23 protein-coding genes and 1 riboswitch are annotated in these 25,247 nt (G+C 74.7%); of the genes, 13 read left to right on the top strand and 10 right to left on the bottom strand.

Annotated elements, in window-relative coordinates; genetic code table 11:
* Nucleotide 1: 1 nt before the first annotated feature.
* The 5 genes from H9X71_RS06730 to H9X71_RS06750 form a co-directional block, all read right to left on the bottom strand.
* Nucleotides 2-445: an SRPBCC family protein gene (locus H9X71_RS06730; protein WP_191148892.1), complete on the bottom strand. Its 444-nt coding sequence runs from the start codon at nt 443-445 to the stop codon at nt 2-4.
* Nucleotides 446-516: 71 nt separating this feature from the next.
* A complete protein-coding gene (locus H9X71_RS06735) occupies nt 517-1,965 on the bottom strand; it encodes a phytoene desaturase family protein (protein WP_191148893.1) in 1,449 nt (482 codons plus the stop codon).
* A gap of 9 nt (nt 1,966-1,974) precedes the next feature.
* Nucleotides 1,975-2,973, bottom strand: coding sequence for an SDR family oxidoreductase (locus tag H9X71_RS06740; protein WP_191148894.1), 999 nt, complete (start codon nt 2,971-2,973; stop codon nt 1,975-1,977).
* A 98-nt stretch (nt 2,974-3,071) separates the two neighbouring features.
* Nucleotides 3,072-4,760 (bottom strand): long-chain-fatty-acid--CoA ligase, encoded by a 1,689-nt coding sequence (locus tag H9X71_RS06745; protein ID WP_191148895.1) that lies wholly within the window; start codon nt 4,758-4,760, stop codon nt 3,072-3,074.
* A 64-nt stretch (nt 4,761-4,824) separates the two neighbouring features.
* Nucleotides 4,825-5,754 carry an oxidoreductase gene (locus tag H9X71_RS06750; protein ID WP_191148896.1) on the bottom strand — a complete coding sequence of 310 codons (930 nt, stop codon included), beginning with the start codon at nt 5,752-5,754 and terminating at the stop codon, nt 4,825-4,827.
* A 140-nt stretch (nt 5,755-5,894) separates the two neighbouring features.
* Here H9X71_RS06750 and H9X71_RS06755 point away from each other — a divergent pair, with 140 nt between their 5' ends.
* Nucleotides 5,895-6,257, top strand: coding sequence for a hypothetical protein (locus tag H9X71_RS06755; protein ID WP_191148897.1), 363 nt, complete (start codon nt 5,895-5,897; stop codon nt 6,255-6,257).
* Nucleotides 6,254-7,462, top strand: a complete 1,209-nt coding sequence (locus tag H9X71_RS06760; RefSeq protein WP_213003963.1) for a M20/M25/M40 family metallo-hydrolase — start codon at nt 6,254-6,256, stop codon at nt 7,460-7,462. The genes H9X71_RS06755 and H9X71_RS06760 overlap by 4 nt, the downstream gene beginning before the upstream one ends.
* A 29-nt stretch (nt 7,463-7,491) precedes the next feature.
* Here H9X71_RS06760 and H9X71_RS06765 read toward each other — a convergent pair whose 3' ends face one another.
* Nucleotides 7,492-7,998 (bottom strand): metallophosphoesterase family protein, encoded by a 507-nt coding sequence (locus H9X71_RS06765; protein WP_191148898.1) that lies wholly within the window; start codon nt 7,996-7,998, stop codon nt 7,492-7,494.
* 152 nt (nt 7,999-8,150) lie between these two features.
* On the opposite strand from H9X71_RS06765, the gene H9X71_RS06770 reads away from it, so the two are divergent.
* From H9X71_RS06770 to H9X71_RS06795, 6 genes are all read left to right on the top strand, one after another.
* Nucleotides 8,151-8,765: a sulfite oxidase-like oxidoreductase gene (locus H9X71_RS06770; RefSeq protein WP_191148899.1), complete on the top strand. Its 615-nt coding sequence runs from the start codon at nt 8,151-8,153 to the stop codon at nt 8,763-8,765.
* Between the two features lie 14 nt (nt 8,766-8,779).
* A complete protein-coding gene (locus H9X71_RS06775; protein ID WP_244961873.1) occupies nt 8,780-9,490 on the top strand; it encodes an FAD-binding oxidoreductase in 711 nt (236 codons plus the stop codon).
* A gap of 103 nt (nt 9,491-9,593) precedes the next feature.
* Nucleotides 9,594-10,127 (top strand): DUF1697 domain-containing protein, encoded by a 534-nt coding sequence (locus tag H9X71_RS06780; protein ID WP_191148901.1) that lies wholly within the window; start codon nt 9,594-9,596, stop codon nt 10,125-10,127.
* 113 nt (nt 10,128-10,240) lie between these two features.
* Nucleotides 10,241-11,224, top strand: coding sequence for an oxygenase MpaB family protein (locus tag H9X71_RS06785; protein WP_191148902.1), 984 nt, complete (start codon nt 10,241-10,243; stop codon nt 11,222-11,224).
* 75 nt (nt 11,225-11,299) lie between these two features.
* Entirely contained in the window at nt 11,300-12,592 is a 1,293-nt protein-coding gene (locus H9X71_RS06790) for a DNA polymerase IV (protein ID WP_191148903.1), read from the top strand.
* Nucleotides 12,593-12,602: 10 nt separating this feature from the next.
* The gene (locus H9X71_RS06795; RefSeq protein WP_191148904.1) at nt 12,603-13,061 is read left to right on the top strand and encodes a hypothetical protein; all 459 of its coding nucleotides are present in this window, start codon (nt 12,603-12,605) and stop codon (nt 13,059-13,061) included.
* 37 nt (nt 13,062-13,098) lie between these two features.
* On the opposite strand, the gene H9X71_RS06800 is transcribed toward H9X71_RS06795, so the two are convergent.
* From H9X71_RS06800 to glgX, 4 genes are all read right to left on the bottom strand, one after another.
* The gene (locus H9X71_RS06800) at nt 13,099-14,412 is read right to left on the bottom strand and encodes a UDP-glucose dehydrogenase family protein (protein WP_191148905.1); all 1,314 of its coding nucleotides are present in this window, start codon (nt 14,410-14,412) and stop codon (nt 13,099-13,101) included.
* A gap of 167 nt (nt 14,413-14,579) precedes the next feature.
* The gene (gene treZ, locus H9X71_RS06805) at nt 14,580-16,382 is read right to left on the bottom strand and encodes a malto-oligosyltrehalose trehalohydrolase (protein WP_191148906.1); all 1,803 of its coding nucleotides are present in this window, start codon (nt 16,380-16,382) and stop codon (nt 14,580-14,582) included.
* 2 nt (nt 16,383-16,384) lie between these two features.
* Nucleotides 16,385-18,730, bottom strand: a complete 2,346-nt coding sequence (treY, locus tag H9X71_RS06810; protein WP_191148907.1) for a malto-oligosyltrehalose synthase — start codon at nt 18,728-18,730, stop codon at nt 16,385-16,387.
* Nucleotides 18,727-20,931, bottom strand: coding sequence for a glycogen debranching protein GlgX (gene glgX, locus H9X71_RS06815; RefSeq protein ID WP_191148908.1), 2,205 nt, complete (start codon nt 20,929-20,931; stop codon nt 18,727-18,729). Before glgX ends, treY begins: the two co-directional genes overlap by 4 nt.
* Before the next feature lie 200 nt (nt 20,932-21,131).
* On the opposite strand from glgX, the gene H9X71_RS06820 reads away from it, so the two are divergent.
* The 5 genes from H9X71_RS06820 to H9X71_RS06840 all read left to right on the top strand — a co-directional run bounded on the left by H9X71_RS06820 (nt 21,132) and on the right by H9X71_RS06840 (nt 25,247).
* Nucleotides 21,132-21,464: a hypothetical protein gene (locus H9X71_RS06820; protein WP_012038119.1), complete on the top strand. Its 333-nt coding sequence runs from the start codon at nt 21,132-21,134 to the stop codon at nt 21,462-21,464.
* Between the two features lie 108 nt (nt 21,465-21,572).
* Nucleotides 21,573-21,683, top strand: a riboswitch (TPP riboswitch).
* 34 nt (nt 21,684-21,717) lie between these two features.
* Entirely contained in the window at nt 21,718-22,368 is a 651-nt protein-coding gene (locus tag H9X71_RS06825) for an ECF transporter S component (RefSeq protein WP_191148909.1), read from the top strand.
* A 2-nt stretch (nt 22,369-22,370) separates the two neighbouring features.
* Complete coding sequence (locus H9X71_RS06830; RefSeq protein WP_191148910.1) at nt 22,371-23,918, top strand: ABC transporter ATP-binding protein; 1,548 nt, start codon at nt 22,371-22,373, stop codon at nt 23,916-23,918.
* Complete coding sequence (locus tag H9X71_RS06835; RefSeq protein WP_191148911.1) at nt 23,915-24,709, top strand: energy-coupling factor transporter transmembrane component T family protein; 795 nt, start codon at nt 23,915-23,917, stop codon at nt 24,707-24,709. The genes H9X71_RS06830 and H9X71_RS06835 overlap by 4 nt, the downstream gene beginning before the upstream one ends.
* On the top strand, nt 24,699-25,247 hold the full coding sequence (locus H9X71_RS06840) for a nucleoside/nucleotide kinase family protein (RefSeq protein ID WP_191148912.1): 549 nt from the start codon (nt 24,699-24,701) through the stop codon (nt 25,245-25,247). The genes H9X71_RS06835 and H9X71_RS06840 overlap by 11 nt, the downstream gene beginning before the upstream one ends.

Genomic DNA, 25,247 nt, shown 5'->3' on the forward strand with positions numbered 1-25,247 from the left:
GTCAGCGCCGGCCCGCGCGCCCCTCGGCGAGGTGGGCGAGCCGGCGGAGCGTCTCGACGTTCCGCGCGTGCAGGAGCAGGTCCATGATCGGCCCTGGCACGAGGCGGCCGGGGCCGCGGACGGCCTCCTCGGTCATCCGCACCTCGCAGCCGTCGGCGATCGTACGCACCTCGAGCGTGACGCGGGCCTCGCCGAGCGGCCAGCCCTTGGGCTGCATGACCATGCGGCGCGGCGGGTCCCACTCGAGCATCGTGGTGGCGTCATCGATGAGCACGGGCCAGGAGCCGAAGGAGTGGTGCAGCTTCGCGCCGACGGCGGGCCAGGCGTCGTCGACCGCGCGCATCCGCGACGCGCCGACGACCCAGGCGGGGAACAGCCAGCCGTCGGCGATCACCTCCGCGACGTCGGTGGGCGAGCACTCCATGCGGCGGCGGGTGACGGACATGCTCCCAGTCTGCCGTCCGCGTCCAGGCTCCGGTAATCGGCACGGGGGCTCGACGCCCGGGCGCCGTCCTGCTACAGCGAGAGGTCGGGCCCCCGCTCGATCCCGAACTCGTGCCGCAGCGCGCTCCGGGCGGCCTGGTAGCCGGCCATGCCGTGCACGCCCGGGCCGGGGGTGGCCGAGCTCGACGCGAGGTAGACGCCGGCGGCCGGGGTGCGCCAGGGATCCGGCGAGAGCACCGGCCGCGCGATGAGCTGCCACGCGCTCGCGGCGCCCGCGGCGATGTCGCCGCCGATGTAGTTGGGGTCGTGCTCCTCCATGCCGACGGCGTCGATGCTGGAGGAGGCGAGGATCAGGTCGCGGAAGCCGGGGGCGAACCGCTCGATCTGCCGCGTGATCGCCTCGGTCTGGTCGACCGTGGAGCCCGCGGGCACGTGCGTGTACGCCCACAGCACGTGCTTCCCCTCGGGCGCCCGGCCGGGATCGTCGACGGACGGCTGCGCGACGAGCACGTACGGGTCGTCGCTGTGCCGGCCCGCGGCCACGTCGCGCTCCGCCCGCTGGATCTCGGCCCGGGTCCCGCCGACGTGCAGCGTGCCCGCGCGGCGGAGCTCGGGGTCGGTCCACGGCACGGGGCCGGAGAGCGCGAAGTCGACCTTCGAGGCGGCGTTCCCGTAGCGGAAGCGGCGGATGGCGCGGAGGTAGCGCTCGGGGAGGCGGTCGCCGGCGATGCGGGCGAGGGCGCGCGCGCTCGTGTCGAGGAGCACGGCCCGGGCGGACGGCAGCTCGTCGAGCGAGGTGACCTCGGATCCGGTCACGACCTCGCCGCCGTGCGCCCGGAGGTCGTCGACGAGCGCGTCGACGATGGACTGGCTGCCGCCGATGGGCACCGGCCAGCCGCGCGCGTGGGCGTAGGCGCCCAGCGACAGCGCGGCCGCCGCGGTCGAGACGCTCGGCATCGTCTGGATCGCGTGCGCCGCGACGCCCGTGAACATGGCGGGTGCGACGTCACCGCGGAAGCGCGCGTGCCAGAGCGGCGAGCCCTGCTCGAGCGCGCGGAGGCCGAGGCGGATCGCGGTGGGCGGGTGGCGCGGCACCTGCAGGAGCGGGCCGTTCGTGAACTGGGCGACGCGGTCCGCCGTCTCGGCCAGCGGACCCATCAGCTGCCGCCACGCGCGACCGTCGACGCCGAGCGCGTCGACCGTGCGCTCGATGTCCCGGTACGCGATGCCGGACCGGCCGCCGTCGAGCGGGTGCGCGTAGGAGATGTCCGGCACCACGAGGTCGATGCGCCGGTCGAGCTGGAAGGCGCGGAAGAAGCCGGACGCGAGCGCCATCGGGTGCACGGCGGAGCAGATGTCGTGGTGGAAGCCGGGCAGCGTGAGCTCCGCCGTGCGGCTCCCGCCGCCGATGGTGTCCGCGCGCTCGTGCACCTGGACCCGGAGGCCCGCGCGGGCCATCGTCACGGCCGCGGCCAGCCCGTTGGGTCCGGATCCGACCACGATCGCGTCGATGTCAGCCATGCGTCGAGGCTATCGGCGCCGGAGCGCGACGGTGCCGGCGACGAGGCCCGAGACGAGCGCGCCCGCCCCGATGGCCACGGCCTTCGCCCGGTTGCGGACGATCCAGATCTGCGGGCTCATGGTGCGGGCCTGGTCGCTGAAGATGCCGCGGGCGCCGTGGTCGCCCGCGGTGGGCGTGTACAGGTTGGTCGGCAGCATGGGCTGGGTCTTCTCGGCGGCCTGCTGGCCCGAGTAGCCCACCTTCGCGAGGTAGCCGTCGAGCCAGTTGGCGACGAAGCGGTTGCCCAGCACGGTCTTCACCGTCGGCTCGCCCACCCAGTTGCGCCGCTTGGGCTTCTCGGCGACGGCGGCGATGGCCTGCGCGCCCACCTCGGGCTCGAAGATCGGCGGCACGGGCTGCGGGTGGTGCGGCAGCTGCGACTTGACCCAGTTGAACTGGATGGTGTTGAGGGCGGGCATGTCGACCGTGGAGATGGCGACCGCGCTCCCGTTGTGGATCAGCTCGGTCGTCACGGACTCGGTGAAGCCCTGCACGGCGTGCTTGGCGGCGCAGTAGGCGGCCTGCAGCGGGATCCCGCGGTGCGCGAGGGCCGAGCCGACCTGGATGACGTGGCCGCTGTCGCGCGGGACCATGCGGCTGAGGGCGGCGCGCGTGCCGTTGACGAAGCCGAAGTAGTTGACCGCGGTGGCCCGCTCGAAGTCGGCGGGGTCGGTGGTCAGGAACTCGCCGAAGACGCCGACCATGGCGTCGTTGACCCAGAGGTCGATGGGGCCGAGCTCATCCTCGACGCGGTCGGCGGCGGCCTCGACGGCCAGGCGGTCGGCGACGTCGGTGGAGATGCCGAGGCCGCGGCGACCGCGCGCCTCGATGTCGGCGACGGCGCCCGCGAGCCCGTCCTCGCCGCGCGCCAGGACGGCGACGTCCCAGCCGCGGTCCGCGAGCTCCCGGACGGTGGCCCGTCCCAGTCCTGCGGATCCTCCGGTGACGACGGCGATGCCTCGAGTCATTGCGCTCCTTCTATGGTTGGTGCACGAAACGTGCCCCTCCACCGTAGGACCGACGCGCCCTCCCAGGCGGACCCGGGGCGCCACCTGCCAGGCGGCGGTCAGCCTTCGCGCTGCAGGTCCTCGCGGACCTGGCGGCGCAGCACCTTGCCGATCAGCGACGTCGGCAGCGCCTCCACCGCGATCACGCGGCGCGGGACCTTGTACGCCGTCAGGTGCGCGCGGCAGTGGGAGCGGATCGCGGCCTCGTCGAGCGTCGCGCCGGGCTCCAGCACGACCGCGGCCGTGACGTCCTCGCCGCCGTCGGCCGAGGGCAGCCCGACGACCGCGACGGACTGGACGCCGGGGGCGCCGCGCACGACGTCCTCCACCTCGCTCGGCGAGACGTTGAAGCCGCCCGTGATGATGAGCTCCTTCATCCGGTCGACGATGGTGGTGAAGCCGTCGGCGTCGACGCGCACGATGTCGCCCGTGCGGAACCAGCCGCCGTCGAGCAGCGCGGCGCGCGTCTCGTCGGGCCGGCGCCAGTAGCCCTGGAACACCTGGGGTCCGCGGATGAGCAGCTCGCCCTCCTCGCCCGGGGCGCGGTCGACCGTCGGGTCCTCGGGATCCACGACGCGCACCTCGGTGCTCGGGAACGGGACGCCCACGGTGCCGGGCCGGCGTGACGGGCCGATGGGGTTGCCGAGCGAGACGGGCGACGTCTCGGTGAGGCCGTAGCCCTCCACGAGGTAGCCGCCGGTGAGGCCCTCCCACAGCTCGACGGTGGACACGGGAAGGTTCATCGCCCCGGAGATGGCGAACCGCACGCCCGTGAGGTCGACGCCTTTGGCCTTCGCGCCGCGGGCCAGCCGCTCGTAGATGGGCGGGACGGCGGGCAGGAACGTCGGCGGGTGCTTCCGCGCGGCGGCGAGCACGAGGTCCACGTCGAACTTCGGGAAGAGCACGAGGCGCGCGCCGATCGACATGGCGAAGGTGAGGCACAGCGTGAGGCCGTACGCGTGGAACATCGGCAGGACGCCGTAGACGGTCTCGCCGCCGTCGGCGAGGCCCGGGACCCAGGCGCGGCCCTGCATGGCGTTGGCGTGCAGGTTGCGGTGGGTGAGGATCGCGCCCTTGGGGGACGCGGTGGTGCCGCTCGTGTACTGCAGGATCGCGATGTCGTCGAGCTCGGGGCGCGGGCGCGAGGAGGCGATGCGGCGGTGGTCCACGAGCTCCTCCCACGTCACGGTGCCCTGCACGGGCGCGGTGATCGCGGCGCGGGCACGGCGCGCGGCGGGCACGGGCAGGCGCAGCTTGAGGCGGGTCGCGAGCGGCATGGCCCGGGTGAGGTCGACCGACACGATCGTGTCCACGGGCACGTCGCGGGGCATGTCCTGGATGGTGCCGACGACCGTGTCCCACGCGATGACGACGCGCGCCCCGTGGTCCTCGAACTGGTGGCGGAGCTCCCGGGGCGTGTAGAGCGGGTTGTGCTCGACGACGATCGCGCCGAGCCGCAGGATCGCGTAGAAGGCGATGATGTGCTGCGGGCAGTTCGGCAGCACGAGCGCGACGCGGTCGCCCTTGCGCACGCCGAGCCGGCGGAGGCCCTCGGCGGCGCGCTGGATCCGGTCGCCCATGTCCCGGTAGGTCGTCTCCCGCCCGAAGAACTCGAGCGCGACGGCCTTCGCGTGGCGCTGGATCGAGCGCTCGACCATGTCGACCAGGGACCCGATCACCGGCGGGATGTCCGCCGACACCCCGTCCGCGTAGCTGCGTACCCAGGGGCGGTCGGCGTCGATGCTCATGTCCCCACCATAGGGAATGCGCCCGGGGAGGACCCGGGCGCATCGGCCGTGCTTCCCTCGTCGGCTAGGCGGGGTAGACGACGCCGGTGAGCTGCTCGGAGGCGTCCCAGAGGCGGCGGGCGAGCTCCGGGTCCTTCGACCGCGGGCTCGACGCGGCGAGGTGCGGCATGCCGCTCATCCCGCCGAGGCCGGCCGGGCCGTAGTAGTCGCCCGGGTGCACGCCGAGACCGGTGGCGGCCTGGATCTGGGGGAGGGCGCCCACGCGCACGTCCTGGCCCATGGCGGCCGGCCCGACCTTCGCGGCGAGGTCGCTCAGGACGCCCTGCGGACCGGATCCGGGTCCGTTCTTCGCGAGGTTCGTGGAGGTGACGCCGGGGTGCGCCGCCACCGCCGTGAGGCCCCAGCCGCGCTCGTCGGAGAGCGCCTGGAGGCGGCGCATGAACAGCAGGTTCGCGAGCTTGGCCTGGCCGTACGCGGCCCACGGGCTGTAGCGCTCCTCCGACTGGAGGTCGCCGAACGCGATGCGGCCCATCCAGTGGGCGAGGCTCGAGACGACGACGACGCGCGGGGCCTCGGCGGCCCGCAGCGCGGGGAGCAGGAGCCCCGTGAGCGCGAAGTGCCCGAGGTGGTTGGTGCCGAGCTGGATCTCGAAGCCGTCGCGCGTCTCGCGCCGGTCCGGCGGGGCCATGACGCCGGCGTTGTCGACCAGGATGTCGATCGGCCCGCGCTCGATCTCGGCGTCGGCGAACGCGCGCACCGAGGCGAGGTCGGCGAGGTCGAGGGACCCGACCTCGACGTGCACGCCCGGGTGGCGGTCGCGGATGGTGCCGGCCGCGTCCTCGCCGCGCTCGGGGTCGCGGGACGTGAGGACGACGGACGCGCCGGCCGCGGCGAGGCGACGCGCGGTCTCGAGGCCGAGCCCGCTGTTGCCGCCGGTGACGACGGCGCGCTTCCCGTCGAGCGGGTTGATGATGATGTCGGTGGGACGGGGCACGCGGACTCCTCTTGCAGGTGGGATCCCCACGCTAGCCGCCGTGGCCGGGCGTCGCCCGAGCGCCGGCGCTCGATGCCCGACGCCCGGGTCGGCCGGTGCGTCACGGGCCGGGCGGCTCCGGCCGATGGGACGATGGGCGCATGTGGATGAGACGCGGCCGGGACGGATCCGAGGACGAGCGGACGGGGGAGCCGTCGCACGCGATCGGCGTGGGCGCGGTGGTCGTGATCCTCGACGCCGCAGCCGCCACGGGCGACCCGTCGCTCGCGGGGGAGCCGGTCGGCCTCGTGGTCGCCTCTGCCTCGGACGGGCTCCGCAGCGTCAGCCCGGTGCCGACCGCGCGTGGACGCGCGTGGGTCGTCGAGCTCGGCGCCGAGGAGGGCGACGACGCCCCCGGCCGCCGGGTGGTCGTGCCGCAGGCGGCGCTGCGCCTCGCCGAGGACGACGGCCGGGGCGCGGATCTGCCGGCCCTGCCCGCCGACGACCTGCCGCCGCGCGCGTGACCGCGTCCGCCGCGGACCACGGCGCCGCCGCGCTGGACGCCGCCGTCGACCCGGTCGACCTCGCCGTTGACCTCATCCGCATCGACTCCACCAACCCCGACCTCGTGCCGGGCGCCGCGGGCGAGCCCGCCGTGGCCGCGCACGTCGCCGCCTGGCTCCGCGCCCGCGGCTTCGAGGTGCGCGTGGTCGAGGACGTGCCCGGCCGCCCCACCGTGCTCGCGACCGCGCGCGGCGTCGGCGGCGGACGCACGATCCTCCTCGACGGCCATCTCGACACGGTCCCGCCGGGCGACCCGGAGCGCGGCGGCCTCGCGCCCCGCATCGAGGGCGGCCGGCTCCTCGGCCGCGGCGCGTTCGACATGAAGGCCGGGCTCGCCGCCATGATGGTCGCCGCCGACCGGGCCCGCCGGATCGGCACGCGCGGCGACGTCGTGCTCGCGCTCGTCGCCGACGAGGAGTTCGCCAGCATCGGCACCGAGGAGGCGCTGCGCGCGCTCGCCGCCGACGGCACGGTGGTCGACGGCGCCGTGATCTCCGAGCCCAGCCAGTCCGAGGCCATCGTGGCTCACCGCGGCTTCGGCTGGTACGAGATCCGCCTCCGGGGGCGCGCGGCGCACGGATCCATGCCCGAGCAGGGCGTCGACGCGATCGCGCACGCGGGCCTCGTCCTGCGCGAGCTCGACGCGCTGGCGGCGCGCCTCGCCGACGGGCCCCGGCACCCGCTGCTCGGCACGGGCGCGGTGCGCGTGTCCCGGATCCACGGCGGCACCGACGCCGCGACGGTCGCCGACGCCTGCGTCCTCACGGTCGAGCGCCGCTTCCTGCCGGGCGAGTCGACCGCCGACGTGGAGGCGGGCCTCCGCGCCGCGCTCGCGTCGGTCGTCGCCCGGACGCCCGACATGGACGCCGAGCTCGTGCCGCTCGTCGCCCGCGCGGCGTTCGAGGCCGACGTCGACGGGCCGCTGGCGCGCGCCGTGCTCGACAGCGGCGCGCGCGTGACGGGCGCCCCGGTGCCGCACCGCGGCGAGCCGTTCTGGACGGACGCCGGGCTCGTGCAGGAGGCCGGGATCCCGTGCCTCCTGCTGGGCGTGACCGGCGGCGGCGCGCACGCGGCCGAGGAGTGGGCCGAGGTCGCCTCGATCCGCTCCCTCGCAGACGTGCTGGAGGGCGCGATCCTCGACTTCTGCGGCCGGGCGGACGGCTAGCGCGGCCCGCCTGCCTGCCGGCCCGCCCGTCAGTCGCGCGTCGGCGACCGGTGCAGCTCCACGTCGAGCAGGCCGGCGTCGGCGGTCGCCGTCATCCAGGTGAAGTCGGGCTGGCGCCGTCGATCGGTGGGGGAGCCGGGATTGAGGAGCCGGAGGCCCCGCGGCGTCACGGTGTCCCAGGGGATGTGGCTGTGGCCGAAGACGAGCACGTCCGTCTCCGGGAAGGCCGCGTCCATCCGCCGCTCGCGGCCCGTGGAGGCGCCCGTCTCGTGCGTCACCGCGAACCGGATGCCCTCGATCACGGCGCGCGCCGTCTCCGGCAGCCGCGCCCGCAGCCCCGCGGGGTCGTTGTTGCCCCAGCAGGCGAGGAGCCGGGCGGAGCGCGCCTCGAGCGCGTCGAGCGCGGGCTCGTCCACCCAGTCGCCGGCGTGGACCACGACGTCGGCGCGGTCGATGGCACGCCACAGCGCCTGCGGCAGGTCCCGGGCGCGCTTCGGGAGATGGGTGTCGCTGAGGAGGACGAGCGATGCGGTCACCCGCTCCACGGTACGCGGAGCCGGGACCGCGACCGCGACGCCGTCCGCTCCCGTCCATCCGGGCGCCGAGCGCGCCCCACCCCGCGGCCGGTTGATCCGCGCGGCATGATGGACGGGACCCGATCCCCGACCCGCTCCTTCGAGGAGGCGCCATGACCGGCATCACCCGCGGCTTCGTCGGCCGCCCCCGGAAGGGCCCGGCCGACCGCCTCCCGCCCGGCCAGTACGACACGCAGGGCGGCTGGCCCGTCCTCACCGCGGAGGCGGTGCCGAACCTGCCGGAGTCGCGCTGGTCCATCGCCGTCGACGGCCTCGTCGCGCGGCCGACCACGTGGGACTGGGACGCGGCCCACGCGCTCCCGCGCTCGGAGTACGCGGGCGACATCCACTGCGTCACCACCTGGACCCGCCTCGACACGCGCTTCGCGGGCGTCAGCGTCGACACCCTGCTCGACGCGGCCGGCCCCCTGCCCGCGGCGCGCTTCGTCCTCGCGACCTCGCACTCCGGCTACACGACGAACCTCCCGCTCGAGGACCTCCGCGGCGGCCGGGCCTGGATCGCCTTCGAGGCCGACGGCCGTCCGCTGACCGCCGACCACGGGGGACCCGCCCGGCTCCTCGTGCCGCACCTCTACTTCTGGAAGAGCGCGAAGTGGATCGCCCGCCTCACGCTCCTCGACCGCGACCAGCAGGGCTTCTGGGAGCGCAACGGCTACCACGACCGCGGCGACCCGTGGCGCGAGCAGCGCTACCAGGGCGACCGCTGAGCGCGGCGGCGCCCGTGCCCGCGGTCCCCGCCTCGGTCGGCGGCGAGTGGCGGACGGCGACCATCACGGCGCTCGAGCACCCGACGCCCACGACGGTCCTGCTGCGCTTCGACGTGCCCGACCGGATCCCGCACCTGCCCGGCCAGCACTGCGTCGTGCGGCTGCGCGCGGAGGACGGGTACACGGCGCAGCGCTCGTACTCGATCCTCTCGGCGCCGCACGAGCCCTGCGTCGAGCTGCTGATGGAGCGCTACGAGGACGGCGAGGTCAGCGGCTTCTTCGCGGACGTCGCGGCGGTGGGCGACGAGATCGAGATGCGCCTGCCCATCGGCGGCTTCTTCGTCTGGGACGGCGCGACGCCCGCGGTGGGCCTCGGGGGCGGGACGGGCGCGGTGCCGCTCGTGTCCATGGTCCGCTACGCGCGGCACCTCGGCGTGCCCGACCTCGTGCGGGTGGGGGTCGCCGCGCGCACGGCGGCGGACGTCCCCTGCCTCGCCGAGCTGGAGGCCGCGGGCGCCCTCGTCGCGACCACGCGGGAGCGCCGCGGCGCACGCGGCTTCGGGCGGTTCCGGCCCGAGGAGGTCGCGGAGCTCGCGGCAGGCGCGGGCGTGGCGTTCGTGTGCGGGTCCACCGCGTTCGCGGGCGGCGCCACGCGCCTCCTCCTCGACGCCGGCGTGGGCCGCGACGCGATCCGCATCGAGCAGTTCGGGCCCTCGGGCGACTGATGCCGCGCACGGGTCGTCCGCCCACCGTCCGCGGGTACCGTCCGGGGCGGCTCGCCGGCACACTGGTCGGGACGGCGACGGCGCCGCGGGGAGCGGGTGCGAGGTGGAGCGGTCGGTCGTGCTGCTGCGGGGGATCAACGTCGGGCGCGCCAAGCAGGTCCCCATGGCGGAGCTGACCGCAGTGCTCGAGGGCCTCGGCTACCGGCGGGTGCGCACGCACCTGCGCAGCGGGAACGCGGTCGTCGACCACGAGCGGCCGAGCGGCCGGGGCGCGGCGGTGGCGATCGAGGACGCCGTCCGGCTCGCGACGGGCGTCACCGCCGACGTCCACCTCGTCGCGGGCGACGACTTCCGCCGCATCGCCGACGGGATCCCGTTCGGCGCCGTCGCGGACGACCCGTCCCGGCTCCTCGTCTCCTTCCTGGACCGGCCGGCGCACCCGCTCCCGGACGCGCCGCCCGCGGCGTCCATCGCGCCGGACCTCGTGGTCGTCGGCCGCGACGCCGTGTACTCGTGGCATCCGGACGGCGTCTCGGCCTCCCGCGTGCCGCCGGCGTTCTGGCGCGGCCTCGGCACCTCGGTCACGGCCCGCAACGCCCGCACCGTGGCCGCGCTCGTCGGCCTCCTCGACGCCTGAGGCCCGGCGTCCCCCGCACGGGGGTGGCGCACAGGCGGCCGTCACGCCCCCGTTCGCGATCGACGGGCGCGGGGCCCTCCTCCCGGCGCGGACGGGGGGTTAGGTTCGAAGACGTGAGCAGATTCGCGGACCGCTGGAAGTCCCACATCCTGGAGACCTTCTCCGCGGACGCCGAGGGCAAGCCGCAGTGGATCCAGGACCTGGAGCAGGGCGAGGACGCGGGCTGGTTCGGCCCCGGCTCCGCGGTGTGGGCGGTCCACGGCGGCATGCCGTCGCTCGTCGCCGGGATCCGCGCGCTCCTCATGCAGACGCTGCACCCGGGCGCCATGGCCGGCGTCCACGACTGGTCCCGCTACCGCGAGGATCCGCTCGGCCGCCTCGCGGGCACCGTGCGCTGGGTGGTCACCACCTCGTTCGGCGACCGGGAGACCGCGGTCGACGTGAGCCGCCGGGTCCGCGGCTACCACCGCAAGGTGCAGGGCACTTTCGTCGACGGCCGCGGCGTCGAGCGGCCCTACAGCGCCAACGACCCCGACCTGCTGAGCTGGGTGCACATCGTCTTCACGGACGCGTTCCTCAGCACGCACCTGCAGTGGGGCCCGCCCATCCCCGGGGGGCCCGACCGCTACGTCGCCGAGTGGGCGAAGGCCGGCGAGCTGATGGGCGTCGAGGCGCCGCCGCGCTCGTACGCCGAGCTGCACGCGCAGATCGACGCGTTCCACGACCAGGGCCTCCTCCGCGCCGACGAGCGCACCCGCGAGACGATCTCCTTCCTCCGCGAGCCGCCGCTGCGCCCGTCGATGCTGCCGGCGTACCGCGTGCTCTTCGCGGGCGCCGTCGCGTCGCTGGAGCCGCGCTACCGCGAGCTCCTCGGGCTCGACAAGGCGTCCTTCGGCCCGTTCCCGCTGCCGGCCCTCGCCTCGACCCGCGTGATGCTCGGCGTCGCCGGGCGCGTGATGGGGGAGCAGTCGACGAGCCACGAGGCGGCGCTCAAGCGCATCGCCCGGCTCGAGGGCGGGAACGGCGAGCCGCCGTCGCCGGAGCCGCGCCGTCCGCGTGACGACGCCGACGGGCAGCGCGCGCGGCCCGCGGCCTGAGCGGGCCGCTCGTCGCCCGCACCCGGCCCGGCGCGGCCCGGCGATGTCGGCGGCGCGGGCTAGCATGGGAGTGAGATGAGCAGGCAGGACGGATCGACCCGGCGCACGTCCGACGCGAGCGCGGACGACTCCGAGGCGACGATCCTCCACATCGACATGGACGCGTTCTTCGCGGCCGTCGAGCTGCTCGAGCGCCCGGAGCTGCGCGGCACGCCCGTCATCGTCGGCGGGTCGTCCGGCCGAGGCGTCGTCACGAGCGCCACCTACGAGGCGCGGCGCTTCGGCGTCCGCTCGGCCATGCCCATGGCCCAGGCCCTCCGCCTCTGCCCGCAGGCCACCGTCATCGGCGGGCACATGGAGAAGTACGCGCACTGGTCGAAGGTCGTCATGGGCATCTTCCGCGACGTCACGCCGCTCGTGGAGCCGCTCAGCATCGACGAGGCCTTCCTCGACGTGGCGGGCGCGCGCGGCCTCTTCGGCTCACCCGCGGAGATCGGCGCGATGATCCGCCGCCGCGTCCACGCCGAGACCGGCCTCACCTGCTCGGTCGGCGCGGCCTCCACCAAGTTCGTCGCCAAGCTCGCCAGCACGCGCTGCAAGCCGGACGGCCTCCTCGTCATCCCGGCCGCCGAGACCCTGCCGTTCCTGCACGCGCTGCCGGTCGGCGCGCTCTGGGGCGTCGGGAGGACCACCGAGGAGTCCCTCCTCCGCCGCGGGCTGCGCACGGTCGCGGACATCGCGGACACGCCCCTGCCCGCGCTGCAGTCGATGCTCGGCGAGTCCGCGGGCGCGCGCCTGCACGACCTCTCGTGGGGGCGCGACCCGCGACGGGTGAGCACCCACCGCGAGGAGAAGAGCATGGGGCACGAGAACACGTTCCACGACGACGTGACCGACCCGGAGATCGTGCGGCGCGAGCTCCTCGGCCAGGCCACGCGCGTCGCCGAGCGGCTCCGGCGCGCGGGCCTCACGGCGCGCACGGTCTCGCTCAAGCTCCGCTACTCCGACTTCCGCACCATCACGCGCTCGAGAACGCTCTCCGAGCCCACCGACGTCGCGCGCCGCATATACGACGAGATCCGCGACGTGTACGAGCAGGTCGCGCGCCCCGGCGACCGGGTCCGCCTCGTGGGCGTGCGCGCCGAGCAGCTCGACGACGCCGACAACCGCGCCGTGGCCCTGTGGGACGCCGACGAGGGCTGGCGCGAGGCCGAGCGCACAGTCGACCAGGCGGCGGAGCGCTTCGGCCGCGGGGCCATCGGTCCGGCGTCGCTGCTGCGGAAGCCGGGGGCGAAGCGGGCCACCGTGTCGGATCCGCGCTCCGAGGCCGCCACGCGGGGTACTGTCCGGGGGCATCCCCCCGACTGACGAGGACCCCATGACCGATCCCGCCGCGCCCGCACCCGACGACCAGCCCGCAGCTCCGGCGGCTCCGGCTCCCGCTCCGGCGACCCCGGCACCGCCCGTGCAGCCGCACCCCGCCGCATACGCCCCGGCTGCCGCGCCCTACGGCCTCGCGCCCGCCCCGGTGCCGCCCGCCCCGGCCGCGGTCGCCTGGGGTCAGCCCGTCTACGCCGCCGCTCCGCCGAAGGGCATGAGCCTCACGTCGATGATCCTGGGGCTCGTCTCGGTCCTCTTCTTCTGGACGTTCCTCTGCCCGCTCATCGGGCTGGTCTTCGGCATCGTCGGCATCCGCCGGGAGCCGGCCGGTCGCGGCTTCGCCATCACCGGCCTCGTCCTCAACGGACTGCTGCTGCTCATCCCCGTCGCCGTCGTCCTCTCGATCGTCGTCGCGGGCGGCGCGATCTTCGGCCTCGCCGCCACCACGCCGCGCTGACGGTCGTCGCCGGCGCCGCGCTCCTCGACCGGCGCGGCTACGGCCGGCCCATGCCCCGGTAGCGCCACCCGGCGGCGCGCCAGGCGACGGGATCGAGGCAGTTGCGGCCGTCGACGATCACGGGCGTGGCCACGACGGCCTTCAGCTCGGCCGGGTCGATGGCGCGGTACTGCTTCCACTCCGTGAGCACCATGACGGCGTCCGCGTCGCGCGCCGCCTCCTGCCAGGTGTCGACGTACGTGAGCTCCGGGAACCGGCGGCGCGAGTTCTCGTTGGCGTAGGGATCCGTCGCCAGCACGCGCGCGCCCTGCAGCTGGAGCTGCGCGGAGATGCTGAGGGCGGGGGAGTCGCGCACGTCGTCGGACTCGGGCTTGAACGCGAGGCCCAGCACGGCGATGTTGCGGCCGAGCAGGGATCCGCCGCACACCTCGCGCGCCACGTCCACCGCGCGCACGCGGCGGCGCATGTTGATGGAGTCGACCTCGCGCAGGAACGTGAGCGCCTGGTCGGCGCCCAGCTCGCCGGCCCGCGCCATGAACGCGCGGATGTCCTTGGGCAGGCAGCCGCCGCCGAAGCCGATGCCGGCGTTGAGGAAGCGCCGCCCGATGCGGTCGTCGTAGCCGATGGCGTCCGCGAGCTGCGTGACGTCGGCGCCCGTCGCCTCGCACACCTCGGCCATGGCGTTGATGAAGGAGATCTTGGTCGCGAGGAACGCGTTCGCCGACACCTTCACGAGCTCGGCGGTCTCGTAGTCGGTGGTGACCCGGGCGGTGCCCGTGGCGAGGGCCGTGGCGTAGACCTCGTCGAGCGCCGCGCGGGCGGCCTCGCCGGCGTCGCCCGCGGGCAGGCCGTAGACGAAGCGGTCGGGCGTCAGCGTGTCGACGATGGCGAAGCCCTCGCGGAGGAACTCGGGGTTCCACATGAGGATCGCGCCGGGCACCCGCGCGTGGACGCGGTCGGCGAGACGGCGCGCGGTGCCGACGGGCACGGTGGACTTGCCCGCGACGACGTCGCCGTCGGCGAGGTGGGGGATGAGCGCGTCGATCGCGGCGTCGACGTACGTGAGGTCGGCGGCGTTCTCGCCGCGGCGCTGCGGCGTCCCCACGGCGACGAAGTGGACGCGGGCCCCGGCGGCCTCGGCGATGTCCGTCGTGAAGCGGAGGCGGCCCGTGGCGAGCTGCTCGGTGAGCAGCTCCGGCAGGCCGGGCTCGAAGAACGGCGCCACGCCGGACTGCAGGGCCGCGATCTTGGCGGCGTCGACGTCGACGGCGACGACCTCGTGGCCGAGCCGGCTCATGCTCGCCGCGTGGACGGCGCCGAGGTAACCGCAGCCGATGACAGAAATGCGCACGAGTGTCCGTTCCCTGGAGTTGTAGCCCTTGGCTGCACATGCGGGAACATCGTCGGCGTGCCCCCCAGCCCCGGCCAGATCGAACCTAGCACGCACGATCGACGACGAAGGGCGGGGCCCGGCGGACGCTCGCGCGCCGTGCCGGACCCCGCCCCGGGTGCCGCGGATCAGGCCAGCAGGGCCTCCGCGGAGTCGGCCACCGGGCCGAGGATCGCGGCGGTGCGCGCCGGCAGGACGACCTCGTCGTCCCCGAGCGCCACGCCGGACGCGGTCGCCAGCAGCAGCGCGGGACGCTCGCCCACGACGGGCACGCGCCGCTCCTCGTCGGACAGGTTGACGACGATCGACAGCTCGCCGCGGTCCATGACGAGCAGGCGCGCCTCCTCGTGGACCTCGACCTCGACCTCGGCGAACCGGGGGTCGGTGAGGTCGGGGTGGGCGCGACGCAGGCGGATCAGCTCGGAGTAGAGCGCGAACAGCCGCGCGTGCTGCGAGTCGCCGCCCGCGGTGCCGTACAGCTCCGACCAGTCGAGCTTCGAGTCCTGGAACGTCGAGAGGTCCTGGGGGTTCGGCACGACGGATTCGTCCCAGCCCATCTTCGCGAACTCCTCGATGCGGCCCTTCGCCGTCGCCTCGCCGAGGTCGTGCTCCGGGTGCGAGGTGAAGAACTGCCACGGCGTGGTCGCGCCCCACTCCTCGCCCATGAAGAGCATCGGGGTGAAGGGCGACGTGAGCGTGAGCACCGCGGCCAGCGCGAGGCCGCCCTCGTCGAGCGTCGCGGTGAGGCGGTCGCCCGTCGCGCGGTTGCCGATCTGGTCGTGGTTCTGGTTCGCGACCACGAGGCGGTGGGCGGGGATCCGCTCGAGGTCGAGCGGACGCCCGTGCACGCGGCCGCGGAACGACGACCAGGTGCCGTCGTGGAAGAAGCCGCGCGTGATGACCTTGGCGAGCGCCCCGAGCGACGCGAAGTCCTCGTAGTAGCCCGTCGTCTCGCCCGTGAGCGCGACGTGGACCGCGTGGTGGAAGTCGTCGCTCCACTGCGCGTCGAGCCCGTAGCCGTGCGCCTCGCGCGACGTGATGAGCTCCGGGTCGTTGAGGTCGGACTCCGCGATGAGCGTGAGCGGGCGGCCGACGTGCGCGGAGAGGACGTCCACCTGCACCGCCAGCTCCTCGAGGAGGTGCGTCGCGGTGTGGTCGACGAGCGCGTGCACGGCGTCGAGGCGCAGCGCGTCGACGTGGTAGTCGCCGAGCCACATGAGCGCGTTGTCGATGATGTACTCGCGCACGGGACCGGAGTCCTCGCCGTCGAGGTTGAGGCTGGATCCCCACGTGTTCGCCGACGCCTCGTGGAGGTACGGGCCGAACTCGGGCAGGTAGTTGCCGGAGGGGCCGAGGTGGTTGTAGACGACGTCCTGCACGACGCCGAGGCCGCGCGCGTGGCACGCGTCGACGAAGCGCTGGTACGCCTCCGGTCCGCCGTAGGTCTCCTGCACGGCGTACCAGAGGACGCCGTCGTAGCCCCAGTTGTGCGTCCCGTTGAAGCCGTTGACCGGCAGGACCTCCACGAGGTCGACGCCGAGCGCGACCAGGTGGTCGAGCCGGTCGATGGCGGAGTCGAGCGTGCCCTCGGGCGTGAAGGTGCCGATGTGCATCTCGTAGATGACGGCGCCGGCGAGCTGGCGGCCCGTCCAGGCCTGGTCGGTCCACGCGAAGGACGACGGGTCGTAGGTGCGCGAGCGGCCGTGGACGCCCTCGGGCTGGCGACGCGAACGCGGGTCCGGCAGCGGGGTGTCGGAGTCGTCCACGAGGTAGCCGTAGTCGAGGTCGCCCGAGGGGAGGGCCTCGGCGCGCTCGGCGTCGAGGGTCCACCAGCCGTCGCCCGTGGGGGAGAGCGGCAGGCGCTCGTCGCCCACGGACAGGGCGAGGGTGCGGGCCTTCGGGGCCCAGATGTCGAAGCGGTCGTCGGTCATTCTCAGCTCCCGGGGGTGATGTCGGCGGCGGTGGAGGCGGGCGCGAGGATCGCGACCGGGTAGTCGGCGAGGAGGGCCGCGACGGACACGCGTCCGCCGTCGACGCGGCGTCCGCTGACGTGGTCGACGAGCTCGCCCTCGGGCAGCGTCAGGGACGTGCTGCCCCACCCGCCGCCGGTCTCGAGGCCGACGGGGAGGCGGGTCGCGACCGTGATCGCACCGCCCCGGTCGAAGGCGATCACGTGCGACGCGGCGTCGCCGGTCGCGCGCACGGGCTCGTAGCCGGTGAACAGCTCCGGGTGGTCGCGGCGGAGGCGGAGCGCCCGCGCGGTGACCAGGAGCTTCGCGGCGCCGGTCTCGTCGATCGCGGGCTCGGCGCCCGTGAGCACGGCGTCGAGGGCCGCGCGGCGCATGCCGAAGTCGACCTCGCGGCGGTTGTCGGGATCCACGAGGCTCGTCTCCCACAGCTCGCTGCCCTGGTAGACGTCGGGCATGCCGGGGGCGGTGAGCTGGATGGCCTTCGCCGCCAGCGCGTTCGACCAGCCCGGGCCGGAGAGCCGGTCGTACAGCCCGCCGACGATCGTGCGCGCGCGCGGGTCGTCGAACGCCGCGTCGACGAGCGCGTGCATGCGCTCCTCGAAGGCCTCGTCGGGGGCGGTCCACGTGGTGGAGTCGCCGGCCTCGCGGGACGCCTTCTCGGCGTACGCGTGCAGGCGCTCGCGCGAGGCGGGCCAGGTGCCGACGAGCGTCTGCCAGAGCAGGTTCTCGAACGGGCCGTCGCCGGTGGGCGCGACCTCGCGCAGCTGGCCGAGCGCGTCGCGCCAGGCCTCGGGCGTCTCGGAGAGCACGTCGATGCGGGCGCGCACGTCCTCGCCGCGCTTCGTGTCGTGCGTCGAGAGCGTCGTCATCGCGTGCGGCGCGATGCGCTGGCGCTCCTGCTGGCGCGCGTGGAAGTCGTCGACATCGATCGCGAAGATCGACGGGTCGGCGCCGACCTCGTTGAGCGAGACGAGGCGCGAGTAGCGGTAGAACGCCGTGTCCTCGACGCCCTTGGCCATCACCATGCCGCTCGTCTGCTGGAAGCGCTGGGCGACGAGCGTCGTCGGGTCGGACAGCTGCGGCATGAGCGCGTCGACGGTCGCGACGAGGTCGGGCCGGCTGCGGCGGGCGGCGTCGGCGGCCTGCTCGAGGTGCTCGATCCCGCCGGGCAGGTAGCTGCGGTAGACGGGGAAGGTGGCGAGCAGCTCGGCGATGGCGTCGGCGGCGTCCGCGGGCGCGTCCTCCACGAGGCGCTCGAGGCGGAGGACCTCGCTGCGGAGGATCCCGTCGGCGATGCCGCGCTTCGTGCCGCGGATCATGTCGGCCCAGCTGGTGAGCTCGCCCTGCGGCAGGCCGCGGAGCGACGCGTCGAGGTGGTCGAGCTCGACCTGGCCGTCGGGGTCGACGAGCACGCGGTCGATCTCGGCGAGCGCGTCGTACCCGGTGGTGCCTGCGGTGGCCCAGTCGGTGGGCAGCGTCTCGCCGGGCTCGAGGATCTTCTCCACGAGCACGTACGCGCCACCCGTGATCCGCGCGAGGTCGTCGAGGTAGCCCTTGGGGTCGAGCAGCCCGTCCGGGTGGTCGACGCGCAGGCCGTCCGCGAGGCCCTCGCGGAACCAGCGCGAGATCTCCTGGTGCGACTCCTCGAAGACGCGCGGCAGCTCGACGCGGATGCCCGCGAGCGTGTTGACCGCGAAGAACCGGCGGTAGTTGAGCTCGGCGTCGGCGCGGCGCCAGTTGACGAGCTCGTAGGACTGGCGCTCGTGCACCGCGCGGGCGTCCGCGTCGTCCTCGGCCGTGCCGGGCGCGACGGGGAACCGCTGGTCGTAGTAGCGGAGCTCGACCGTGCCGTCGTCGCCGCGGACGAGCTGCAGCTCGTCGAGCTCCGACTCGCCGTCGCCGAGCACCGGGATCCGCACCTTGCCGCGGCCGAAGTCCCAGTCGATGTCGAAGGCGTCCGCGTAGCGGCTCGCGGTGCCGTGCGTGAGGAGGTCCCACCACCACAGGCTCTCGACGGGCGTGGCGACGCCCACGTGGTTCGGGACGATGTCGACGAGCACGCCCATGCCCAGCTCGTGCGCCCGGTCGGCGACGGCCTTCAGGCCCGCGGCCCCGCCGCGCGTCGGGTCGACCTGCGAGTGGTCGACGACGTCGTAGCCGTGGTCGGATCCGGGCTCGGCCGTGAGGATCGGGCTGAGGTACACCCAGTCCGCGCCGAGGTCCTTCACGTAGGGCAGCTGCTCGGCGACGGCGGCGAGGTCGAACGACTCCCGCACCTGGAACCGGTAGGTGGAGATGGGGGTTCTCAACTGATGTCGCTCCTTGGATCTGCGGCGGGCCGGTCGGCCTGCGAGTGGGTGAGGACGGCGAGGCTCGCCGCGACCGAGTGGTCGGGCTCCACCTCGGGCTCGGTGTAGGCGCGCAGCACCACGAGCGCCTTGGCCGCCACATCCACGACGCTACTCGCGCGGAGGGCCGTCGAGTCGGCTCCGACGCCCGCGGTGTCGATCACGGTCTCCCACGCGTCCGCGTACTCGTCCGACGGCAGCGTGAAGGACACCGGCTCGTCGTGCGCGTTGAAGTAGAGGAGGAAGTGGGTGTCGTAGATGTCCTCGCCGCGGCGGTCGCGCCCGCGGATCCCGTTGCCGTTGAGGAACATGCCGATCGCCCGGAGGCCGGACTCCCAGTCGTCGTCGACCATCGGCGTCGCGTCGGCGTCGAGCCAGACGATGTCGGGCAGCGGCTCGCCCTCGCCGCGGCGCACGGGCCGGCCGTCGAAGAAGCGGCCGCGCCGGAAGGTCGGGTGCTCCTTGCGCAGGCGCACCACGCTGGCGGTGAACTCCGCGAGCGGCTGGTCGGCCTGGTCCCAGTGCACCCAGCTGATCTCGTTGTCCTGCGCGTAGGTGTTGTTGTTGCCCTGCTGGGTGCGGCCGAGCTCGTCGCCGTGCAGGATCATCGGCACGCCCTGCGACAGGATCATCGTCGCGAGCATGTTGCGCTGCTGGCGCCCGCGCAGGGTGGCGATCCGCGGGTCGTCGGTCGGCCCCTCCACGCCCATGTTCCAGGAGCGGTTGTGGCTCTCGCCGTCGTTGTTGTCCTCGCCGTTGGCCTCGTTGTGCTTCTCGTTGTACGAGACCAGGTCGGCGATGGTGAAGCCGTCGTGCGCGGTGATGAAGTTGATCGACGCGACCGGGCGGCGGCCGGAGTGCTCGTAGAGGTCGGCCGAGCCCGTGATCCGCGCCGCGAACTCCCCGAGGGACGACGCCTCGCCGCGCCAGAAGTCGCGCACGGTGTCGCGGTACTTGCCGTTCCACTCGGTCCACTGGGGCGGGAAGTTGCCCACCTGGTACCCGCCGGGGCCGACGTCCCACGGCTCCGCGATGAGCTTGACCTGCGACACCACCGGGTCCTGCTGCACGAGCTCGAAGAAGGTCGCGAGCTTGTCGACGTCGTAGAACTCGCGCGCGAGCGCCGACGCGAGGTCGAAGCGGAAGCCGTCGACGTGCATCTCGGTCACCCAGTAGCGCAGCGAGTCCATGATCAGCTGCAGCGAGTGCGGGTGGCGGACGTTGAGCGAGTTGCCCGTGCCCGTGTAGTCCATGTAGTAGGTCGGGTCGTCTTCCATGAGCCGGTAGTAGGCCTGGTTGTCGATGCCCTTGAACGACAGGGTCGGCCCGAGGTGGTTGCCCTCGGCCGTGTGGTTGTAGACCACGTCGAGGATCACCTCGATGCCGGCCGCGTGCAGCGCCCGCACCATCGACTTGAACTCCTGCACCTGCTGGCCGAGCTCGCCCGTGGACGAGTACGCGTTGTGCGGCGCGAAGAACCCGATCGTGTTGTAGCCCCAGTAGTTCCGGAGGCCCTTCTCCAGCAGCGTGTTGTCCTGCACGAACTGGTGCACGGGCATCAGCTCGATGGCGGTCACGCCGAGGTGCTGCAGGTGGTCGATGACCGCGGGGTGCGCGATGCCGGCGTAGGTGCCGCGCAGCTCCTCGGGGATCCGCGGGTGCAGCTGCGTGAGGCCCTTGACGTGCGCCTCGTAGACCACGGTCTCGCTGTACGGCGTGCGGGGGAGGCGGTCGCCGTCCCAGTCGAAGAAGGGGTTGACCACGACGCCGAGCATCATGTGCGGGCCCGAGTCCTCGTCGTTGCGGCTGGACGGGTCGCCGAAGTCGTAGGCGAACAGCGACGGGTGCCAGTCGAACTCGCCGCAGGTGGCCTTGGCGTAGGGATCCAGCAGGAGCTTCGCGGGGTTCGACCGGTGGCCGTTCTCCGGCTCGTACGGCCCGGTCACCCGGTAGCCGTAGCGCTGACCCGGCTGCACGTGCGGGAGGTAGCAGTGCCAGACGTGGGCGTCGACCTCGGTGACGTCGACGCGGGTCTCGGTGCCGTCCTCCTCGATGAGGCACAGCTGCACCGACTCGGCGGCCTCGCTGAAGAGGGCGAAGTTCGTGCCGCTCCCGTCGAAGGTCGCTCCGAGCGGATAGGGGTTTCCGGGCCAGGTGTGCAAGTGGTCCTCCAGTTGGGTCGACTCGTCCTTCGACGGCGCACGCGTGCGCGGGTCCGTCGGGGGCGGGGCAGGCGGTGGATCCGCGTGGGCCGCAGCGGCGGGGAGGCCGGATGCGACGCAGCGACGCACCAGGGGCGAGGGTACCGTGAGGACCCGGATCGACCCGCATCCCGGCGGGCTCACGGGGTACGGTGGGACGCATGACCAACCTCGTCGCACAGCTCGCAGAGAACGTGAAGAACGCCGGAGTGGGGACGGTCTACGGCGACCCCCTCGACATCGACGGCTCGACCATCGTGCCCGTGGCATTCGCCTGGTACGGCTTCGGCGGGGGCAGCGACCTCCCCGACTCCGACGGCAACGTCGCGGGGGGCGGCGGGGGCGGCGGCGCCACCTGGCCCATCGGCGCGTACATCGCCACCGACGGCGAGGTGCGCTTCCAGCCGAACGTGATCGCGCTGCTCGCCGTGGCCACGCCCGTCATCTGGATCTCGGGCAAGGTCCTCGTCAAGCTCATCAAGACGCTCAAGTAGCGAGCCGCGCCCACCGGCGCGCACGACCACCGCGGAGCGCGGGTGCCGACGGGCACCCGCGCTCCCGTGCGTCCGGGCGCGTCGCGTGCTCCCGGCCCGCGCTAGGATCGCGGTGAACACGGGAGTCCGGTGAGCCGGGCTGAGAGGAAGACCCCCAGTCTTCGACCGTCGAACCTGATCTGGATCATGCCAGCGCAGGGAGGTTTCCTTTCTCCACCCGTGCCCTCTTCCACCTCACCGAAGGGCACGTCCGATGACCGCATCACCCTCGTCCACCGCCTCCGCTCCGTCCGACGTCGCCGCGCGCGCGCCCCGCTCGGGGCTCCGCGCCCGCTGGCGCGTCATCGACATCGTCGTGGCCAGCGTCCTCGGCGTCGCGTCCGGCCTCGTCTTCGTCCTCTGGAACACGGCGTCCGTCCCCGTGGCCGGCCTCTTCCAGCCGCTGCTGCCGGGGCTCCAGGCCCTCGCCGGCGGCGGCTGGCTGTTCGCGGGAGTCCTCACGGGCATCGTGATCCGCAAGCCCGGCGCCGCGCTCTACGGCGAGCTCCTCGCCGCGTTCGTCTCCATGCTCGTCGGCAACGTCTGGGGCGTGGGCACCCTCCTCTCCGGCCTCACGCAAGGCCTCGGCGCCGAGCTCGTGCTGCTGGTCTTCCTCTACGCGAACTGGCGCGCCTACGTCGCCGTGCTCGCGGGCATGGGCGCGGGCCTCGCGATGGCGATCACCGACCTCATCACCTACTACCCGGGATCCGCGCCGCTGTTCGTCGCCGTCTACACGGGCGCCGCGCTCGTCTCGGGCGCCCTGATCGCCGGCCTCCTCTCCTGGCTGGTCGCGCGGGCGCTCGCCCGCACCGGCGCGCTGTCGCGCTTCGCCTCGGGCCGCGACACCGCGGCCCGCGTCTGACCGTGCGGCGGCCGGGCCGGCGCCCGTCCGGCGTCCGCGCCCCGCTCGCCGGGCCCGGCTCCACCGCGGAGGCCGGCGGCGGCGCGTCCGTCCGGGCCTCCGGCTGGGGCTGGCGGCACGCGGGCCGGAGCGCCTGGGCCGTCCGCGACGTCGACCTCGTGATCGAGCCGGGGGAGCGCGTGCTGCTCCTCGGCGCGTCGGGCGCCGGGAAGACCACGCTCCTGCATGCCCTGGCCGGCGTCCTCGGCGGCGACGACGAGGGCGAGGCCCGCGGCTCGCTGACGATCGACGGGCACGATCCCGCCGCCCTCCGCGGCCGCGCGGGGCTCGTGCTCCAGGACCCCGACGCGCAGGTGATCCTCTCCCGCGTCGGCGACGACGTCGCATTCGGCTGCGAGAACCTCGGCGTCCCGCGCGAGGAGATCTGGGTCCGCGTGCGGCACGCCCTCGACGCCGTCGGCCTCGACGTCGCCCTCGACCGCTCCACGACGGCGCTGTCGGGCGGCCAGAAGCAGCGGCTCGCCCTCGCGGGGGTCCTCGCCATGCGGCCCGGGCTCCTGCTGCTCGACGAGCCCACCGCCAACCTCGATCCCGAGGGCGTCGGCGAGGTCCGTCGCGCCGTGGAGGCGGTCGTCGCCTCGACGGGCGCGACGCTGGTCGTCATCGAGCACCGCGTCGCCGTCTGGCAGGACCTGGTCGACCGGGTCGTCGTGCTCGGGGCCGACGGCGGGATCCTCGCCGACGGGGTGCCCGACGACGTCCTCCGCGACCAGGGCGCGTCCCTCGCCGCGGCCGGCGTCTGGGTGCCGGGACGCGAGCCGCGGGCGCCCGTGCGGGCACCCGCCGGCGGCGCCGCGCTCGTCCGCGCGGACGACCTCGCGATCGGCCGCGGACGCGGGCCGGCGGTCGCCGACGGGCTGGCCGTCGCGCTCGCCTCCGGCCGCGTCGCCGCGCTCACGGGCCCGAACGGCGGCGGCAAGAGCACGCTCGCCCTCACGCTCGGCGGCCTGCTGCCGGCCCGGTCCGGCCGCGTCGTCGCGGAGCCCGGGCTCGCCGACGGGCTGTCCGCGGATCCGGCCGCATGGCGGTCCCGGGAGCTGGCGGCGCGCATCGGCACGGTCTTCCAGGATCCCGAGCACCAGTTCCTCGCCGCCACGGTCCGCGCCGAGCTCGAGGTCGGGCCGCGCGCCGTCGGCACCGGGGAGGCCGGGACCGCGCGCCGCGTCGACGAGCTCCTCGTCCGCCTGCGCCTCGACGGCCTCGCCCGCGCCAACCCCTTCACCCTCTCCGGCGGCGAGAAGCGGCGCCTGTCCGTCGCCACGGCCCTCGCCACCGCGCCGCGGCTGCTCGTCCTCGACGAGCCGACGTTCGGCCAGGACGCGCGCACGTGGGCTGAGCTCGTCGCGCTCCTCGCCGACCTCGTCGACCGCGAGGGCGTGGGCGTGCTCGTCGTCACGCACGACGCCGACCTGGTGCGTGCCCTCGCCGACGACGTGCTGCGCCTGGACCCCGCGCCCGACGCCCCGGCCCGGCTGCGGGTCGTCCGATGAGCGCGGTCCTCCCCGAGACGCGGCCCGCGGCGCGCGCCACGGGGCTCGCCGCGGTCAACCCCGTCGCCCGGCTCGCCGCGGCCCTCGTCCTGACCCTCGCGCTCGTGCTCAGCCTCGACGTCGTGTCCGCGGGCGTCGCGCTCCTGCTCGAGCTGCTGCTCCTGCCGGCCGCGGGGATCCGGCCGCGCGCGCTCCTCCTGCGCGGCGTCCCCGTCTGGATCGCCGCTCCCGGCGCGGGCCTCACGATCCTGCTCTACGGGCGCACCTCGGGCGACGTGTACGCGCAGTTCCTGCTCGTGGTCGTGAGCGAGGGATCCGTGCTGCTCGCCGTCGCCACCATGCTCCGGGTGCTCGCCATCGGGGTCGCGTCGCTCGTGCTGTTCTCCGCGGTGGACCCGACCGACCTCGCCGACGGCCTCGCGCAGGTGTGGCGCCTCCCGTCCCGCTTCGTGCTCGGCGCGCTCGCGGGCGTGCGGCTCGTCGGCCTCCTCCTCGACGACTGGCGCTCCCTCGAGCTCGCGCGCCGGGCGCGCGGCGTCGCCGACCGCGGCCGCGTCCGCCGCTTCGCGGGCCAGGCGTTCGCCCTGCTCGTGCTCTCCATCCGCCGCGGCAGCAAGCTGGCGACGGCGATGGAGGCGCGCGGGTTCGGCGGCCCGGGGGCCCGCACGTGGGCCCGGCCGAGCGTCATCGGCCGCCGCGAGCACCTGGTCGTCGCGATCGCGGTCCTCGTCGCCGTGGCGGCGGTCGGCGCGGCCGTCGCGGCCGGGACGTGGGACTTCGTTGCGGCCTGACGCGGGGGAGCGGCGCCCGGCGCTGGTCCTCGTCGACGGCCCGAGCGGCTCGGGCAAGTCGACCCTCGCGGACGCGCTCGTCCGCGACGGCGATCCCGCGGCGCTCCTGCCGCCCGGCGCGCAGCTCCTGCGCCTCGACGACGTCTACCCCGGCTGGGACGGCTTGGAGGAGGCGTCCCGTCACCTCGAGCGGCACGTGCTGCCGGGGATGCGCGCGGGCGGCCGGCCTCGCTGGCGCCGCTGGGACTGGGTCGCCGACGCGGCCGCCGAGTGGCACGACCTCGATCCCGCGCGTCCGCTCGTGGTGGAGGGCTGCGGCTCCCTCACGCGCGCGTCCGCCCGCCTCGCCACGCATCGCATCTGGGTCGAGGCGGACGACGCCGTCCGCCGTGCCCGCGCCATCGCGCGCGACGGGCAGTCCTTCGCCGTGGAGTGGGAGCGCTGGGACGCGCAGTGGCGGGGGCACGTCGCCCGGGAGGATCCGCGCGGCCTGGCCGACCGCGTCGTCCGCACGGACGCCGTCGCGGCGGCCGGGTAG

Origin of the sequence: Clavibacter zhangzhiyongii (genome assembly GCF_014775655.1) — a bacterium.
In the GTDB taxonomy this organism is placed as follows: domain Bacteria; phylum Actinomycetota; class Actinomycetes; order Actinomycetales; family Microbacteriaceae; genus Clavibacter; species Clavibacter zhangzhiyongii.

Excerpts from the sequence above, each read along its gene's own strand:
- H9X71_RS06770 (WP_191148899.1), top strand. The coding sequence starts at position 8,151 with ATGACCGGCATCACCCGCGGCTTCGTCGGCCGCCCCCGGAAGGGCCCG.
- treZ (WP_191148906.1), bottom strand. The coding sequence starts at position 16,382 with ATGACCGACGACCGCTTCGACATCTGGGCCCCGAAGGCCCGCACCCTC.
- H9X71_RS06755 (WP_191148897.1), top strand. The coding sequence starts at position 5,895 with ATGTGGATGAGACGCGGCCGGGACGGATCCGAGGACGAGCGGACGGGG.
- H9X71_RS06795 (WP_191148904.1), top strand. The coding sequence starts at position 12,603 with ATGACCGATCCCGCCGCGCCCGCACCCGACGACCAGCCCGCAGCTCCG.
- H9X71_RS06730 (WP_191148892.1), bottom strand. The coding sequence starts at position 445 with ATGTCCGTCACCCGCCGCCGCATGGAGTGCTCGCCCACCGACGTCGCG.
- H9X71_RS06820 (WP_012038119.1), top strand. The coding sequence starts at position 21,132 with ATGACCAACCTCGTCGCACAGCTCGCAGAGAACGTGAAGAACGCCGGA.
- H9X71_RS06790 (WP_191148903.1), top strand. The coding sequence starts at position 11,300 with ATGAGCAGGCAGGACGGATCGACCCGGCGCACGTCCGACGCGAGCGCG.
- H9X71_RS06835 (WP_191148911.1), top strand. The coding sequence starts at position 23,915 with ATGAGCGCGGTCCTCCCCGAGACGCGGCCCGCGGCGCGCGCCACGGGG.
- H9X71_RS06740 (WP_191148894.1), bottom strand. The coding sequence starts at position 2,973 with ATGACTCGAGGCATCGCCGTCGTCACCGGAGGATCCGCAGGACTGGGA.
- H9X71_RS06745 (WP_191148895.1), bottom strand. The coding sequence starts at position 4,760 with ATGAGCATCGACGCCGACCGCCCCTGGGTACGCAGCTACGCGGACGGG.
- H9X71_RS06735 (WP_191148893.1), bottom strand. The coding sequence starts at position 1,965 with ATGGCTGACATCGACGCGATCGTGGTCGGATCCGGACCCAACGGGCTG.
- H9X71_RS06825 (WP_191148909.1), top strand. The coding sequence starts at position 21,718 with ATGACCGCATCACCCTCGTCCACCGCCTCCGCTCCGTCCGACGTCGCC.